The 16128-nt window shown below is 57.4% G+C and carries 12 protein-coding genes and 1 pseudogene; 1 reads left to right on the top strand and 12 read right to left on the bottom strand.

Translation table 11 applies throughout. From position 1 onward, the window contains the following. Nucleotides 1–190 precede the first annotated feature (190 nt). The 6 genes from lpdA to AC2TEL_RS15385 form a co-directional block, all read right to left on the bottom strand. Complete coding sequence (gene lpdA / locus AC2TEL_RS15410) at nt 191–1549, bottom strand: dihydrolipoyl dehydrogenase (RefSeq protein ID WP_480861608.1); 1359 nt, start codon at nt 1547–1549, stop codon at nt 191–193. Continuing rightward, a complete protein-coding gene (locus AC2TEL_RS15405) occupies nt 1550–2794 on the bottom strand; it encodes a dihydrolipoamide acetyltransferase family protein (protein ID WP_480841510.1) in 1245 nt (414 codons plus the stop codon). A 3-nt stretch (nt 2795–2797) separates the two neighbouring features. After that, nucleotides 2798–3811: an alpha-ketoacid dehydrogenase subunit beta gene (locus AC2TEL_RS15400; protein WP_480905096.1), complete on the bottom strand. Its 1014-nt coding sequence runs from the start codon at nt 3809–3811 to the stop codon at nt 2798–2800. 2 nt (nt 3812–3813) lie between these two features. Beyond that, nucleotides 3814–5049, bottom strand: a complete 1236-nt coding sequence (locus AC2TEL_RS15395) for a thiamine pyrophosphate-dependent enzyme (RefSeq protein ID WP_480861602.1) — start codon at nt 5047–5049, stop codon at nt 3814–3816. Nucleotides 5050–5398: 349 nt separating this feature from the next. Further along, on the bottom strand, nt 5399–6790 hold the full coding sequence (locus tag AC2TEL_RS15390) for an aminotransferase (protein WP_480905093.1): 1392 nt from the start codon (nt 6788–6790) through the stop codon (nt 5399–5401). A 19-nt stretch (nt 6791–6809) separates the two neighbouring features. Further along, entirely contained in the window at nt 6810–7034 is a 225-nt protein-coding gene (locus AC2TEL_RS15385) for a hypothetical protein (protein ID WP_480905090.1), read from the bottom strand. Here AC2TEL_RS15385 and AC2TEL_RS15380 point away from each other — a divergent pair. Continuing rightward, a pseudogene (locus AC2TEL_RS15380) lies at nt 7018–7126 on the top strand (IS6 family transposase); the annotation flags it as partial. The gene AC2TEL_RS15385 and the pseudogene AC2TEL_RS15380 sit on opposite strands and share 17 nt — an antisense overlap. A gap of 120 nt (nt 7127–7246) precedes the next feature. Here AC2TEL_RS15380 and AC2TEL_RS15375 read toward each other — a convergent pair. The 6 genes from AC2TEL_RS15375 to AC2TEL_RS15350 all read right to left on the bottom strand — a co-directional run bounded on the left by AC2TEL_RS15375 (nt 7247) and on the right by AC2TEL_RS15350 (nt 16056). Then, nucleotides 7247–8008 carry an IclR family transcriptional regulator gene (locus AC2TEL_RS15375; RefSeq protein ID WP_480861596.1) on the bottom strand — a complete coding sequence of 254 codons (762 nt, stop codon included), beginning with the start codon at nt 8006–8008 and terminating at the stop codon, nt 7247–7249. A gap of 219 nt (nt 8009–8227) precedes the next feature. Next, a complete protein-coding gene (locus AC2TEL_RS15370; protein WP_480905087.1) occupies nt 8228–10285 on the bottom strand; it encodes an oxidoreductase in 2058 nt (685 codons plus the stop codon). A 14-nt stretch (nt 10286–10299) separates the two neighbouring features. Then, nucleotides 10300–11529, bottom strand: a complete 1230-nt coding sequence (locus tag AC2TEL_RS15365; RefSeq protein ID WP_480905084.1) for a Tm-1-like ATP-binding domain-containing protein — start codon at nt 11527–11529, stop codon at nt 10300–10302. Between the two features lie 24 nt (nt 11530–11553). Beyond that, nucleotides 11554–14019 (bottom strand): FAD-dependent oxidoreductase, encoded by a 2466-nt coding sequence (locus AC2TEL_RS15360; protein ID WP_480905081.1) that lies wholly within the window; start codon nt 14017–14019, stop codon nt 11554–11556. Between the two features lie 13 nt (nt 14020–14032). Beyond that, nucleotides 14033–15385, bottom strand: coding sequence for an aminotransferase class III-fold pyridoxal phosphate-dependent enzyme (locus tag AC2TEL_RS15355; protein WP_480905078.1), 1353 nt, complete (start codon nt 15383–15385; stop codon nt 14033–14035). A gap of 14 nt (nt 15386–15399) precedes the next feature. Next, nucleotides 15400–16056, bottom strand: a complete 657-nt coding sequence (locus tag AC2TEL_RS15350; protein WP_480842954.1) for a hypothetical protein — start codon at nt 16054–16056, stop codon at nt 15400–15402. Nucleotides 16057–16128 lie beyond the last annotated feature (72 nt).

The raw sequence follows: 16128 nt of genomic DNA, 5'->3' as shown, positions 1-16128 counted from the left end.
GTATCACGATCAACTGATCACGATTTAGTGGCGAACATCCGCTGATCTTGCATTAAAGCTATGCGTTTTCCGCTGACCCCTACCTCAGTTTTGCAAACCCTTCACACATCGCGAAACACCAAAAACGAGGCCGTCGTAACGGAACAGAGCCAGTCTCGCGCCAAACCGCAAAACAACCACTTGTAGCGAATCAAATATGCAGCGCGTGGCCCAAAGCCCGCAAACATGCTTCTTGCAGGCTTTCCGATCGGGTCGGATGTGCGTGGATTGTGGCGCTGATGTCTTCCAGACGGGCGCCCATTTCAATTGCCAGCGAAAAGGCTGCCGACAACTCCGAAACGTTCTCCCCAACGGCCTGAATACCAACCACCGCATGATCGCTGTCGCGCCAAACGACGCGGACGAAACCGTCTTCGCGTTCGGTGGTCATGGCACGGCCGCTGGCCTGAAAGGGGAACAGGGTCGAGCTGGTACCTTCGACCTCGTCCGGTAGTGCGCCGCAGGTGACAACTTCGGGATCGGTGAAGCAGACTGCGGGAATAACGCGCTTGTCCCATTCGACCGTATGACCTGCAACAAGTTCGGCCACCATCTCACCCTGCGACATGGCACGGTGGGCCAGCATCGGTTCCCCAGTGACATCACCGATCGCATAAATACCGCGCATAGAAGTCTGGCAAAATCGATCGATTTTGACGAAAGGCCCGTCCTGAGTCAGCGCAAGTTCTTCAATACCGATGCCAACAGTGCGTGGACGACGACCCACCGTCACCAGAACCTTCTCGGCCACAACATCGTCTTGATCAGTCTTCAACCTGCCCTCTTCGTAGCCCAGTGCCCTTGTACCTGTCATGATCCTCACGCCCAAGTCATCCAGCCGTTTGGCCACCGGGCGCGTCAGGGCGATGTCATAAAGCGGCAGGATGTGATCTTCGGCTTCGACCACAGTAACTTTGGTGCCCAGCTTGGCGAAAACTGTGCCCAGCTCCAACCCGATGTAACCCCCGCCGACAACGGCAAGGCTTTGTGGTACTTCAGTCAAAGACAGAGCGTCGGTCGAGGACAAAATCTGTCCACCGAAAGGCAAAATCGGCAGCTCGACAGGGGCCGAGCCGGACGCGATCACAATGTACTCGGCATTGATCGTGTGCTCTTCATCGCCGCGGCGGACCGAGACAGTTTTGCCGTCAAGGAAGCGCGCGCTGCCGCTGACGAACCGGACGCCTACCTTTTTCATCAACCCCGATACGCCCGTGTTCAGCCGTTTTACGATTCCGTCCTTCCAGGCGACCGTTTTGGCCAAATCGATCTTCGGTATCGCCACTGAAATGCCCAAGGGGCCTTCGGATGCGTGGGCGATTTTGTGGAACTCGTCGGCCGCATGGATAAGCGCCTTGGACGGGATGCAGCCCACGTTCAGGCAGGTGCCCCCGGGTTCGCTCTCGTCTACAACCACGGTATCGAAGCCCAGCTGCCCGGCCCGAATGGCGCACACATAGCCCCCGGGACCGGCTCCGATGATCAGAAGTTTGCATTCGATATCTGACATTTAGCCCTCGACAAACAGCATGGCCGGGTTTTCCAGCAAGGATTTCAGCTTTTGCACAAAAACAGCGGCGTCCCAGCCGTCGATCACCCGGTGATCGAACGAGCAGGAGATGTTCATCATCGTCCGCGGTTGAAACTGCTGACCGTCCCAGACCGGCCGGACTTGCATTTTGTTGATGCCGACAATGGCCAATTCAGGATGGTTGATGATCGGTGTGGTGGCGACAGCTCCCAGCGGACCAAGCGAGGTGATCGTGATTGTCCCACCGCTCAGATCTTCGCGTTTTATCGAACCGTCACGCGCGGCGTCCGCCAATCGCGCAATTTCGGCGGCATTGTCCCAAAGGCTGCCTGCCTCGGCATGATGCACAACCGGCACATTCAGGCCATTTGGCGTTTGTGTGGCGATCCCGATATGCACACCGCCATAGCGGTGGATCACTCCGGTCTCGTCATCAAAACGCCCGTTCAACTCAGGTTGTTCGCGGACTGCCTCAACGATGGCCCGCATCAGGAAGGGCAGCAGCGTCAACTTGGGGCGTTCATCCTTGTACTTGGTGTTCAAAGCGGCGCGCAGGTCTTCAAGCGCCGACATCTCGACCTCTTCGACGATGGTTATGTGTGGGATCTGCCGGTTCGACGTCGCCATTTTCTCGGCGATCTTGCGGCGCATGCCAACCACTCGCACCTCTTCCACGCCGGTGTTCCGACCTCGTGTCACGGCCCCTTGCCGGATATCGCCCGAGGCAATCCAGCTGTCGAGATCGGCGTGGCTGATCCGCCCTGCCGGGCCGGAACCCGGAACCTGCCGCAAATCGACACCCTCTTCCCGAGCCCTTGCGCGCACAGAGGGCGAGGCCAGCGGCTTGGTACCATTGCTGCGTTGCACCGGTGTGGGGGCTGGTTTCGTCACCTGCTCATCCACTGTTTCAGGCGTGTCTTCAACGACTTCGACCGGCTCTGCGGCTTTAGGCGTTTCGGGACGTTCTTTTTCGTTGCCTTCCCCCTCGACCTCGATCCGGATAAGCACTGCGCCGATTGGAACCATCTCACCGACCTCACCACCCAATTCCAGCACCTTGCCCGAGACTGAAGACGGAACCTCGACCGTGGCCTTGTCGGTCATGACATCGGCAAGCACGTCGTCTTCGCGGACAATGTCGCCCGGTTTGACATGCCATTCCGTCAATTCCGCCTGGGCGATACCTTCACCCACATCGGGTAGTCGGATTGCAAACACGCCCATGGATCAATCCTCCATGACTTTTTTCAGCGCCTCGGCGACGCGTGTGGGGCCCGGGAAGTACTCCCATTCCTGAGCGTGCGGGTACGGAGTATCCCAGCCGGTCACGCGGATCATGGGCGCTTCGAGGTGGTAAAAACAGCTCTCTTGCACCAGCGACATCAACTCGGCCCCAAATCCCGAGGTGCGCGTCGCCTCGTGCACGATCACGCAGCGGCCGGTTTTCTTGACCGACCCGGTGATGGCATCCAGATCCAGCGGGATCAACGTGCGCAGATCTATGACTTCGGCGTCTATACCGGATTCCGTAGCCGCAGCTTGAGCAACATAGACCATCGTGCCATAGGCCAGCACCGTGACATCCGAGCCTTCCCGGCGGATAGCGGCCTTGCCCAGAGGCACGATGTCATCTCCGTCAGGCACATCCCCCAGCGGGTGGTCCTTCCAACTGACAAGCGGTTTTTCATGGTGCCCGTCGAACGGCCCGTTATAGAGCCGCTTGGGTTCCAGGAAGATCACCGGGTCTGGATCGGCGATGGCAGCCAATAGCAGGCCCTTTGCATCACGGGGGTTGGACGGCATCGCCACCTTCAGTCCGGATACATGGGTAAACAGACCCTCGGGGCTTTGACTATGGGTCTGGCCGCCAAAAATACCGCCACCTGTGGGCATACGGATCACGATGGGGCAGGTGAAATCGCCGTTCGACCGATGGCGCAAACGCGCGGCCTCGGAGACGATTTGGTCAAAGGCGGGATAGACGTAGTCGGCGAACTGAATTTCGATCACCGGTTTCAGCCCGTATGCCGCCATGCCAATGGCAGAGCCAACGATCCCGGCCTCGTTGATCGGTGCGTCAAAACAGCGGGAGGTTCCATATTTTGCCTGCAATCCGGCAGTGCAACGGAACACGCCACCGAAATAGCCGACATCCTCACCAAATACGACCACGCGCTCGTCGGCTGCCATGGCAACGTCATGGGCTTCACGCACCGCTTCGATCATGGTCATCCGCGCCATAATCAGAACCCCGCTTCCTGACGCTGCCGGATCAGATGGGGCGGCATGGTTTCATAGACACCTTCGAACATGTCCCGCGGCGAAGGTTGTTTACCGGAGGCGAGTGTCCCAACGGCCTCGGCCGTTTTCTGCGCGGCGATCACCTCGTCCATCACTTCGGCCTCGGCCTGCGCGTGGCGTTCTTCGCTCCATTCGCCGATTGTGATCAGGTGCTGCTTCAGCCGCTCAATCGGATCCCCCAGGGGCCAGGCTGCGGCCTCGCGCCGGGAACGATAGGCCGACGGATCATCAGAGGTCGAGTGCCCGCCCGCGCGATAGGTCACATGTTCGATCAGGGTCGGACCATGACCAAAGCGCGCGCGTTCGCAGGCCCATTTGGCCACGGCGTGCACGGCCAGATAGTCGTTCCCGTCGACCCGAACCGACGCGATGCCGAACCCGTGGCCGCGCGCGGCAAACGTTCCAACCCCACCGCGCGCGATGCCCTGAAAGGTTGAGATCGCCCACTGATTGTTGACGATGTTCAGGACGACCGGCGCCTTGTAGGTCGACGCAAAAACCATGGCTGCGTGGAAATCACTCTCAGCGGTCGAACCGTCCCCGATCCAACCCGCCGCAATCCTGGTGTCCCCGGAAATCGCCGATGCCATGGCCCAGCCGACGGATTGCACGAATTGCGTGCCTAAATTGCCCGAAATCGAAAAGAACCCGTGCTCTTTCGAGGAATACATGATCGGCAGTTGCCGCCCGTGCAGCGGGTCCTCGGCATTGGAGAATATCTGGTTCATCATCGTGACCATGGGATAGTCGCGCGCGATCAGAAGTCCCGCCTGCCGATAGGTCGGAAAGTTCATGTCGCCGGGCTGCATCGCGCGGCTGAACGCGCAGGATACGGCCTCTTCGCCCAGATGCTGCATGTAAAAGCTGGTCTTGCCCTGTCGTTGCGCCGTCAGCATACGTGCATCGAACGCTCGCAGGGTGAGCATGTGGCGCAGACCTTCGCGAAGCTCATCAACGCTCAGCGCTCCGGCCCATTCGCCGACTGCTTCGCCCTCTTTGTTGAGGACCCGCACAATGGAGAAGGCCATATCACGTATCTCGTCCGGATCGACATCCACAGGCGGGCGCCCGACCGCTCCGGCACGGGGAATTTCGAAATCCGAGAAATCCGGCGTATCGCCCGGACGGCAACCCGGCTCGGGTACATTCAGGGAAAGCGGGCGAACATCGTTGCTCATATTGCACCTTTCTGGCTGGCCGCGGCATTGGCGGGGCTCTGGGTCGCAATTACGTCGGCCGTGTCGGACGACGCCCTGCCGCTCGTCGATTTGATGTCCAGTTACTTATGGTTACGCCCAGCCATGGGGATCGCGCAATAGGTTATGGAATTAATTGAACAACACGGACTGAGCGAAGTTCAGCGCCAATGGGATTTTCTGTGCCTTACGGAACCCGCGCTTTTGGAGAACAACTATGCATACACCCACATCCTCGCACCGCCGCGGTGCACATTCGACTTCATCGCTAGCGACAAGAGGAGGAGTGGACTGGGCTTCACTATGGTTTGGGCTCATTTTTGATTGAACTCTATGTGACGCTCCCCTTGGCCAATCCGCCTTCCACCTGCTGGATGGCACGTTCCAGGATGTCGAACATTTCGTCGATCTGCTCCAAAGTGATGATCAGCGGCGGCGAGAAGACAGCCATGTTGATCAGCGGGCGCACGATCAGGCCCATTTCCTCGCAGGCGGCATCAATCATCGCGCCAAGCCTGCGCTCGGCTTCCAGATCCTCCGCCCGGCATTCGATACAACCCAGCAGACCCTTGCCCCGGGCATCGCCGACGATATCAAACTTCATTAACTCGCGCAGGCGTGTCTGGAAATGCGGAGTGACGGCGCGGACATGCTCCAGGATACCCTCGCGCTCGATAATCTCGATGTTTTTAAGCGCTGCAACGCACGAGACAGGATGACCCGAATAAGTGTACCCGTTTGTGTAGGAAGACGGGTTACCTAGGTGACTCATCTGTTCCATAACCCGGTCGGAAATGATGCATGCGCCCAGTGGCAGATAGCCCGAGGTCAGACCCTTGGCGCAGGTGATCATGTCGGGCTGGATACCGAAGACCTCCTCGGAAGCAAACCAATGACCCAGCCGGCCAAATCCGGTCACAACCTCGTCGGAGATATAGTGGATGTCATTGGCACGGCAGAGGTCCCAGGTCCGTTTGTGGTAGCCCGGCGCAGGTACGATGACGCCTCCGGAGGAGAGGATCGGCTCTGCAATGAAGGCGCCAATATTGTCCGCGCCGATCTCTGCAATGGCGACCTCCAGATCCGCGACCTTGGCATCGCACCAGTCCTCGACGCTCATGCCCGCAGGGCGGCGGTAAGGATTCACGTCGGGCAGAAAATGCACCAGCCAAGTTTCAAAATCGAAATGGCTTTGGTCGCGTTCCTTACCGGTCACCGAATGGGCCAGATAAGTCGACCCGTGATAGTCCTTCTCACGCGCGATGATCTTTTTCTTTTTCGGCTTACCGCGTCGGTTGTTCATATACTGCATGATCCGCAGCGCCGTATCCACCGCCGTCGAGCCGCCGGTGGTGAAAAAGACATTGTTCAGATCGCCCGGCGCCATATCGGAAATCTTCTTGGCCAGAACCGCCGATGGTTCAGTGGTGTTGGTGAACGGAGATGTATAGGGCAGCTTCATCACCTGTGCGGCAATGACATCGGCCATCTCCTGACGGCCATAGTCGATCTGGGTGCACCACATGCCGCCGGGGCCGTCGATATAGCGCTTTCCCGTCGCATCCCACAGATGAATACCGTTGGCGGTCTCCATCAGCATGTTGTCGTAGCCGCGCCAGTCGTCCATTGCCATCCAAGGGTGCAGCTGATGCGTGCGATCCCACTCGTTCAAGGTGTCCGGGCTCGGTTCGTTTGCAAATGTATTCGGTTTCATCTTGGTCATTGGGAATACCTGATCCGATTTAGAACGGGCGTGGCGGAGTTGCCCGCGCACGGCTGTTGATGAAAAAGGGTTTGTCCTCGATGGCGACCGGCACAAGGCGCCTGTCCCATTGACCTTCTTCGTTGACGTAAACTTCAGCCCAAAGGTCTTCGGTGATGCCCTCGCCGAAGGGGGCTTTGAAACTTGCGAACGTCAGCTTGCAATCTTCACTAACTGCCTGAAGGGGCAAGAGTGGCGCCAACATCACAGGCATCAAGGCCATCAACAAGATGCCAAAGGGATTTGGCTGCCAGGTCCTAAACGAGATGGTGAGGGAATTACTTGAACAACATGATCCTCAAAAGTCAACTCACGCACCGAGCCTGTCTGTTACGTCAAATTGCGGAACGGACTGCTCAACTTGTGGGTGCGGTGTGACACCTTCGCCCCGCAAGAAACTTCGCAACGCAAGCCGGACTATGACTTTGCAACAGAACCCAACCCCGTCAGTGCAGTTTCCATCCTTGAAACGCCCTCAAGTAGCAAAGGCAAAAGTTCGTCGCGACGTGAATCGGTAAGATCGTTTTTTGGAAGAGCTATGGCAATTGATCCCGCAGGATCAGTTGCATCCTGAAAGAAGGGCATCGCTATACTCGCGACGTCGATTTCAAAGGAGTTTTTGGTTTGGGAATAACCCTGATCTTTGAACTTCGCGGCCATTTTTTGAAGCTCCGTCTTTGACGTAACAGTGGCACCTGTCATTTTCTCGCGCTTCAGCTTCAGGATTTTGTTGGCAGTTTCATCACTCGCAAAGGCGAGAAATGCCAGTCCGGACGCCGTTGCATGATAAAACAGGACTTGAGACGGGATAATATTGATGACGTTGCCGCGTCTCGGAAGGCGATGCGCGATCGTTGTCATACCCTGCGCACCCGGGATGCTGACGTGAACTGTCTCATTTGCCTCCTCAACCATCCAGTCTGCGACCTCCTGTGCGGCGCGCACAATTGGAACCGTTGCTTCGCGAATCCTGGCAAGACGCAGGAAACCGTGTCCCAATCGGTACTTTCGCGTATCTGCAGCCTGTTCGATGAACCCATGTTTGGAGAGCGCAACAAGCAGTCGGCGTGTTGCAGCTTTGTCGAGATCTGCCATTCTGGACAGCTGACTTAATCCGATTTCTGTGTTCTCCATTGAGAACTGGTCCAGAACGGAGAGAGCTTTGTCGACTGTTTTCATACGTTCGGCCGATATTTGAGAACAGAGCACAACGTAACAAACGCACCAACGATGTCAATATTGCACCAGTGACATTAGTCTACTCTTTGCTCAGTTCACTGGAATGATATCGACCGAATGACGAGGTGGTGTCGAGCGCATCATTGCAAACACTGTTTTCTCGCTCTTTGCTAATTTGGCGGCGAGAATGGGAGAAGGTCTCGCCGCCAATTTCGCGAATTACCTGTCAAACAGGACAGGAGTCTCGCGCTTGTAAATGCCTGTGCTGGGCACATCACCAATCAAACGACGCGCCTCTGCGTGGCCTGAGAACACTGCGGCCTGAATAATTCCCGGGGCCAGGCAATCGCCGATGCCGGAAATCTTGCCGCGCAACTCGTCCACCTCTTTCAACTTGGTCAGCAAGCTGTCTTGCGGTTGCCGAGCGCCGACGGTGACCAGGTGCTTCGCTGCGACGGCGGGCAGGGCCTGGCCAGTGTCCGAGCGCATGACTTCCAACGATGATCCGGACCAGCTTTTGGCGGTCGTGTTTGGATACATTTCAACGCCGAGTGCGACCATCTCGTCCAGCACGCGCGGGCTTTCCAGCGTATACCCCATCCATTCCGCGATGGAGGGCAGCGGGCAGACGAGATGTACCTCGTGACCCTTCGCCGCGAGATGCCCCGCCAGCACGTTGCCCATGTAATAGTGATCGTCGTCATAAATGACTATGGGGCCATCGAAATCGGCGCCGGCCATCACGTCATCTGGCGTTTTCGCGTTTCCGTCGAACCCGTCGACCCCGCCGAACGCATTGGCCCCTGCCCCGTCGCCGCGCCACGTGGCGCCAGTGGCCACGACGATGTTGTCGGCTTGGAAATCGGCTACGTCTCCGACGGCGATATCACTCTCGGCGTAAAGGGACACGTTGCCCATCTGCTGCAATTGATACAACCGATAGTCCTTAACCCGGCCCCAAGCTGCGAGCCCCTTGAGTGCGCTTTCTTTCAGGACGCGCCCACCGAATTCGGAGGCGCGTTCGGCAACAGTCACTTCGTGCCCGGCCCGGGCGAGGGTCAGGGCGCATTCCAGACCCGATGGCCCGGATCCTATTATCAGCGTGTTCTCGCGGTGCGGAGCTTGCGGGATGTTTTCCGGATGCCAACCACGACGCCATTCCTGGCTGATGGTGGGGTTCTGCGTGCACATCAACGGAACCGAATACGCGTCCGCTGAGACACAGATATTGCACCCGATGCACTCGCGGATGTCGTCGATCCGACCTTCCTTGATCTTGTTGGGCAGAAACGGATCAGCAATCGAGGGCCGCGAGGCACCGATCAGATCAAAGACGCCTTTCTTGATCAGGCTGACCATGGCATCCGCCGATGTATAGCGCCCGACACCCACCACGGGTTTCGTTGTCACCTGCTTGACGTAGGAAGTGTATTTTTCCTGATGACCCTCATCGTCAAAGCGCGATGTGCCACTGTCGCGTGGCCAACTGGCGACGTTGACATCCCAAAGGTCGGGAACCTCTGCAAGACTCTCGATCACGGCGCGTGCTTCGTTATCGTATGTAAGCGGGCTTCCGGATTTGAAATCATGTGCCGGAATGCGGACGGCGACGGCCACCTCACCGGCGGCTTCCTCCATTGTGTCCAACAGAACTTCGCGCAAAAGACGAAGGCGGTTTTGAAACGATCCGCCATATTCATCAGTGCGTTTGTTATAAATCGGGTTCAGGAAATGCCAGACCAACGCTGCATCATGGGCTGCGTAGACATAGACCATGTCATAGCCCGCCTGTTTTGCACGCTGCACCGCGCGGCGATGACTGTCCCGGAACGCCTTGATGTCAGCTTTGTCCATCGCCTTGGACTGAATTGGGTTTTGTGGCTTCAGGATACGTTGTGAAGACGGCCCCAACACGGGTGTGCCGGTGTCCATGTTGCGTGCGCGGATGCCGGTATGGGCAAGCTCTACGGCGGTAATGGCACCATGCTTCTTGACCCGTTCCACCATCATTGCGTGGGATTTCACATCCGTGTCGTCCCAGAGCTTCTCCATCGGAAGATTGGAAATGTCCGAGGATGGGTCAATTTCCGCCACCTGCATGGAAATCACGCCCCATCCGCCTTCGGCCTTCATCTCGCGAATCCCGATGGAGCCGTTTGGCATCAGCGGGCTATGCCCGGTGGCGTGCGGAACTGAAAAGAATCGGTTCGGTGCGGTAACTGGTCCAATCTTTACCGGCTCAAACAGGATGTCGTAGCGTGGATCTCGGTCTGCCATTCCGTGTGCCTCTCTTATTTGATGGTGCCGTCGGCGACCCAGCCATCAAAGATCTCCAGCACTTTGTCGGCAAAGGCCTGGTCGTTGATATGGCAATCGAGTTCAGTAAACAGGATTGGGTCCACCATTTTCTTGCGCATCTCATCGCAAAACTCGGCAAAGGCTTCGGGATCATGTGCCTCCTGACCTTCACGGTCCCATTCCTCGATGCCTCCATTCGTAAGAACAACATGCGCAGGCGTATCTGAGGCTTTCAGACGCTTTGCCATCTCTCGTGCAGTCTCGCGTCGTTCTTCGGCGTTCAGACCGGACGACTTGATCAACCGGTTATGTGCATGGAACGGGCGATCCTGGTACTGTTCGGGAATATCCTGCCAACCGGCGAAGTCGATCAGATCAAGACAGCCCGGCGCGATGATCTGCGGAATACCGGCGCGCCCCGCATTCAGCATTCGATCGTCACCGCCGTTGATCACCGAACCAGCCAGTAGGTTGCCAAGTTCAGGCAGCGCAAAATCCATTACGCAAGCAAACCCACCATTGCGCGCGATGCTTTCGTAGGCCATGCCTCCCATACCTGTGGCATGGAATATGGCCACTTCAAAACCGCGTTCCTCAAGCGCAGGCTTGAGGGCTTTCATATATTTCAGACAGGATGAACCAAGCGACGTCATGCCGACTGTGGGCCTGTCCCCCTTGGGCGGCTCAACGGCGCGCGCCGCGCCGAGTACGGCACCGGCCGCTTGGCTCAATGAGGATTTACAGACCGAGTTTAGACCGTAAAGCCCCCCGGCCCAGAGGATCATCTGAATATCCGCCGACAAGCGCTGTGGCTCGATCAGAGGCGAAAAAGACACTGTGGACACTACATATTTGGGCACGCCAAGCGGCAACGCCTGGCATATATCGAGCGCGGCATCTGTACCCATCGTTCCGCCCAGGATCACCACGCCATCAAACTTTCCCTCTTCGAAAAGCTTGCGCGCAAGCGTGCTGGCTCCTTCGGCCATGATCTGCATCGCGGTATTTTCGTCACCGCTGTCGATTGCCGCCTGAATCGTGCTGCCACCCGCCTCAGCAACATCATGCTTTGAATAGTCGACAAGTTTCTCAGGATCGCCCAGCACCGAAATATCCATGCTCAACGTCCCGCCGCCCATGCTGCGGATGCGCTCCACCATGTATTCCAGCTCGTCATTCTTGGTATCGTAGGTTCCTACGACGAGTACAGTTTTGTCAGTCATTTATTCCTCCCTAATGGGCGCTCCTCAGCTGCGCATTATGTCTCCCTTCGGGTCGTAGAACGGCCCAAGTTGCGCAATGATCGGGTACGTCTTTCCGGCAATCTGCACCTCGAACCCACCTTCATCGATCCAAGATTTGGGTACGCCGTCCTCATTTTCGATCGTGGCCAATCCAACCATTGCTTCCAGCCGGAAGCCCCAATCGCCGGACGTCACATGACCCACGATCTCGCCGCCTTTCCAAATAGGCTCGTTATGGGTCAGGTATGGCCCCTCCTCGGCGGTCAGCCCCGGCACCATGATCGACACCATCCGGTGCTTGTAGGCGGGCCCCTCTTCGGTCTTTTGTCGCGTCAGGCGCGGCTTACCAAGAAAATCACCCGTTTTGTCGAGCTTCACAGCAAAGCCTAGACCTGTTTCGTAGGGCGTATCCTCTTCGGCAATGTCATGGCCGAAGTGGCGAAAGCCTTTTTCAAGTCGGCAAGAATTCATTCCAAACATGCCCATGTGGCGCAAGCCGTGTGGCTTACCTGCCTCCATCAGGGCCTCATAGACGCCCGCCGTGAATTCTGTGGGGAACATCATTTCATAGCCAAGCTCTCCGAGGAACGACCGCCTGATCACCCAACCGCGGGCATGGGCCACATCCATTTCGCGTGCAGCACCAAAGGGGAAGGCATCGTTGGAGACATCATCTGTCGTCAGCGATCGCAGAATTTCGCGCGATTTCGGCCCGTGAATCGTCAACAGGCAGTATCCGGAGGTTGCGTCAAAGACCTGGACTCTCCATGACGGATCGGCATGCGTCTTGATCCAATATTGATCACGCATCTGGCTTGGGTGGCCGGTAACCACCATGAAACCTTCCGGCGCAATACGGGTCACGGTCACATCTGCCTCAATCCCTCCCCCAGTATTGAGGAACTGGGTGTAGACCGAAGTCCCGACCTCGACATCCATCTGTGCGCCGCTCACATGGTTCAACATGCGTACGGCATCAGGACCTTGGACAAGAATCTTCGCATACATCGACTGGTCCAGGATCACGGCCGCGTCACGTGCGGCCAGGCATTCCTCCTTGATCTGCGCAGACCATGGTTTCCACCGAATTGACGGCTCATCGGACCAGTTGGGGTTCTTGGCGTCAAAGTACATTGGCACTTCCCAGCCAATGCGCTCGGCCATGACAGCACCTGCGTCTTTTAAGTCGCGATGTAACGGGACACGGCGTACGCCGCGTGCCGATTTGACCTGCCGCCCAGCCCACGCCAGCCCGTAGTGGAAGCCGACGCTTTCAGCGGCCCGTTCCTGATTGTAGCGCGTGTTGGATTGGAACGGATGCGCCCGCGCCGCCAGAAGCGGTCCCATAGAGCGAGACGGCGCTCCGTCGATCATCCATTCCGCCATGGTCAGCCCGGCCCCACCCGAATTCAGAATACCGTTCGAGTTCATGCCGGTTGCAAGAAAGACCCCCTCTAATTCGGGGGCAGGGCCCATATAGGGTCGCCCATCCGGCGTGAAGCTTTCCGGACCGCAGAAGAACGTCTGGATTCCCATATTCTCCAAAGAAGGCATACGGGCGAACATGCGCATCAGATCTTCTTCGACGTGCTCCATGTCAAACGGCAGTTCGTCAAACTCGAAATCGTCAGGGATACCGTCCTGTGCCCAAGCCTTGCCATACGCCTCAAACCCGCCAATTAGGATCTTGCCCGCGTCTTCTTTCCAATAGTTACGCTCTTCTACAATGTTCAGGATCGGCTGATCCGGGGGCAGGCCTTCTACAGGCTCGGTCACGATGTAGAAGTGCTCGGCCGCATGAAGCGGAACGGTAATTCCATGTGCTTTGCCAAAGAGGTGCGACCACATCCCCCCTGCCAGCAGTACCTGAGTCGTCGCAATTGTGCCCTTGTCCGTGACAACGCCAACGACCTTGCCGTCACGAATTTCGAGGTTTTCTACTTTGGTTTCCTCGAATACCTGCCCCCCTTTTTGCCGGGCGCCCTTGGACAACGCGATCGTCACGTCAAGCGGGTTGACCTGACCGTTCGAAGGCACAAACAGACCTGACTGCACATCATCGATGACCAGCGCCGGCCAATGCTCCTTCACGGCCTCCGGGGCGAGCATTCGGCTCGGTATGCCCATCCGAGCGGCATGATCATGCTGGCGCAACAACTGTTCATGCCGCACATCGCTGAGCGAGATGTTGATCGTACCGTTCTGCTTGTAGCCTGTGCCCTGCCCCGTTTCCTCTTCAAGGTCCCGGAAAAGCCGTGCGGTGTACTTGCCAAGCTCGGTCTGCGAATTGCTGTCGCGAAGCTGCCCCACGATCCCGGCTGCATGCCAGGTTGTACCGCTGGCGACCTTGCGGCGTTCGATCAACACAGCAGGCACGCCGCGATGCGCAAGGTGATACAGCGTCGACATCCCGATGATGCCGCCGCCAATAATAACTGCGGGCGCCTTCTCAGGAAAAGACTTGCTCATGTTCGATTTCCCTTTAAGCGGCGGCCAGGCCGGCATCGAGAGCCGACAGAACCTGTTGCACGTCCTCCGCGGTCAATACCAACGGCGGGGACAAAATGATGTTCGGGCCTGAAACGCGAACCATCACGCCATTGGCATAGGTCGTATCAAAGACCGTCCTGATCCGGGCAGCATCCAAGGGCACTTTTGTGTCTCGATCGCACACAAGCTCGAGAGCGTTCATCATGCCCTCGCCTCCACGCACATCGCCGACGATTTCGTGCTTGGACTTCAACGCCTCTAAACCTGCCATTATCTCGAGCCCTCGCGCGGCGGCGTTGTCCTTCACCTTCAGGCGTTGTGTTTCTGTCAGGCAGGCGATGGCCGCAGCGGCGCCGACCGGGTGGCCAGAATAAGTGTATCCGCTTGCGATATTGGCTTTTCCGGTGTCATCCGCTTCGAAGGTTTCGGTCAAATGATCGGCAATCATCACGGCGCCGAATGGGAAATACCCGTTGGTGATGGCCTTTGCCGTCACGGCGAAATCCGGTTTGACGCCCCAATGTCGCGAACCCGACCAAGACCCCGTGCGCCCAAAGGCGGTAATGACTTCGTCCGCAATCAGCAGAATGCCGTTCCGGTCACAAATTTCCCGGACACCGGGCATGAAGCAGGCATGCGGAGGAATAACACCGCCCGCACCCAGTACGGGCTCCATAATGAACGCGGCGATCGTCTCGGTGCCCTGAAAGGCAATTTCGTCTTCCAGAGCTGCAAGGCAAAGCTGTGCCAAACGTTCGGGGTCGGTCTCATTGAAAGGGTTGCGATATGTATAGGGGGCAGGAATATGGAAGCACCCGGGCATCAGCGGTTCATACTGTTTGCGAAAATTGGAGTTTCCGTTGACCGAGGCACCGCCGGTATGAGTACCGTGATAGCCCTTTTTCAGGCTCAGATACTTGGTTCGACCCGCCTCACCGCGCACTTTGTGGTACTGACGCGCAAGACGCAGCGCAATCTCGATTCCGTCGGATCCGCCCGAGGTAAAAAACGCGCGGCTCAGCCCGTCGGGTTCAAAAAACTCCTGCAACATGTAGCTGAGTTCAATTACCGCGTCGTTTGAGGTCCCGCGAAATGTTGAATAATACGGTAGCTGTTCAAGTTGCGCCGTTATCGCCTCTTTTACCGGCGCACAGGAATAGCCGAGGTTCACGTTCCAAAGCCCACCCACGGCATCAATTGTCTCATTTCCGTCCACGTCCACGATGCGGACATCCTTACCGCCGGTGATGATCTTCGGCGGATTGGCAAGGCTGTCGGCGGGATGCGCCATCGGATGCCACATGTAACGCGCGTTGTTTTCTTTCAGGAAATTGCTGTCCTTCATCCTGGTATCCTCTCCTAATGCCCAAGCGGGCGTTCAGCCTCAGCCGAGCTCGCACTTGGGTGCATTACGTCACAATGAACGGTGGTCATGCAGACGGCCTGCGCACCGTCGGTATTGCTTTTCTGGTCATCCAATAGAACGCAGTCTTGCGCCGACAGGCTCAATTCGGCGATGAAGTATTCATAAGCCGCCACTGGCTGTTTCAACGTTTCGTTTAAGGGCGTCTCGTGAATCGCATCTATTTTCGGCAAACAACCGCGCCGCGATTGGAACGCTGGACCGAAGAACAAATCAAGCTCGGCAAACAGCGTCGCAACGAAGTCTCCTGCCGAATTCACCCGCACCAGAGGCTGCAGATACTCGGGCCGGATCACCTCGTCTGGTTCGTCCCCTCGCGCGCCAACCGGCAGCCCAGTCATTTTCGCCCACGCCTTCGCGATAAATGTGCCGATCTCGCGGGATCTCGTCAGCCAACACTCGCGCTCCGAAACCTTTTTGGCCCGTATCGACACACTGAGCTGGCCAGGCACAGGCGTAATTGATCCGCGCCATGTCAGCTGGCCTGGTTTCAAACCCAATGCCCGTTCAATCAGACCACGTGGTTCGAACAGGGTATTTGGGATGACCTCCCTATAGTGCGACACCAGTGCATTTGTGCGGATTGTACTCATTTCTGTGCCTCACATCCGGTTCGAGGCCAGTGAACTGGGCCCTTGCAACAACTGACGATTCGCAAGAGCAGG

This window comes from Ruegeria sp. HKCCD9138, from assembly GCF_057220975.1.
This window is presented reverse-complemented; position numbering and strand designations above follow the sequence as displayed.

What these genes read in the sequence shown, in the direction of transcription:
- AC2TEL_RS15405 (WP_480841510.1), bottom strand. Translation starts at nt 2,794, where the DNA reads ATGGGCGTGTTTGCAATCCGACTACCCGATGTGGGTGAAGGTATCGCC.
- AC2TEL_RS15390 (WP_480905093.1), bottom strand. Translation starts at nt 6,790, where the DNA reads ATGACCAAGATGAAACCGAATACATTTGCAAACGAACCGAGCCCGGAC.
- AC2TEL_RS15355 (WP_480905078.1), bottom strand. Translation starts at nt 15,385, where the DNA reads ATGAAGGACAGCAATTTCCTGAAAGAAAACAACGCGCGTTACATGTGG.
- AC2TEL_RS15370 (WP_480905087.1), bottom strand. Translation starts at nt 10,285, where the DNA reads ATGGCAGACCGAGATCCACGCTACGACATCCTGTTTGAGCCGGTAAAG.
- AC2TEL_RS15365 (WP_480905084.1), bottom strand. Translation starts at nt 11,529, where the DNA reads ATGACTGACAAAACTGTACTCGTCGTAGGAACCTACGATACCAAGAAT.
- lpdA (WP_480861608.1), bottom strand. Translation starts at nt 1,549, where the DNA reads ATGTCAGATATCGAATGCAAACTTCTGATCATCGGAGCCGGTCCCGGG.
- AC2TEL_RS15350 (WP_480842954.1), bottom strand. Translation starts at nt 16,056, where the DNA reads ATGAGTACAATCCGCACAAATGCACTGGTGTCGCACTATAGGGAGGTC.
- AC2TEL_RS15385 (WP_480905090.1), bottom strand. Translation starts at nt 7,034, where the DNA reads ATGTTGGCGCCACTCTTGCCCCTTCAGGCAGTTAGTGAAGATTGCAAG.
- AC2TEL_RS15360 (WP_480905081.1), bottom strand. Translation starts at nt 14,019, where the DNA reads ATGAGCAAGTCTTTTCCTGAGAAGGCGCCCGCAGTTATTATTGGCGGC.
- AC2TEL_RS15395 (WP_480861602.1), bottom strand. Translation starts at nt 5,049, where the DNA reads ATGAGCAACGATGTTCGCCCGCTTTCCCTGAATGTACCCGAGCCGGGT.
- AC2TEL_RS15375 (WP_480861596.1), bottom strand. Translation starts at nt 8,008, where the DNA reads ATGAAAACAGTCGACAAAGCTCTCTCCGTTCTGGACCAGTTCTCAATG.
- AC2TEL_RS15400 (WP_480905096.1), bottom strand. Translation starts at nt 3,811, where the DNA reads ATGGCGCGGATGACCATGATCGAAGCGGTGCGTGAAGCCCATGACGTT.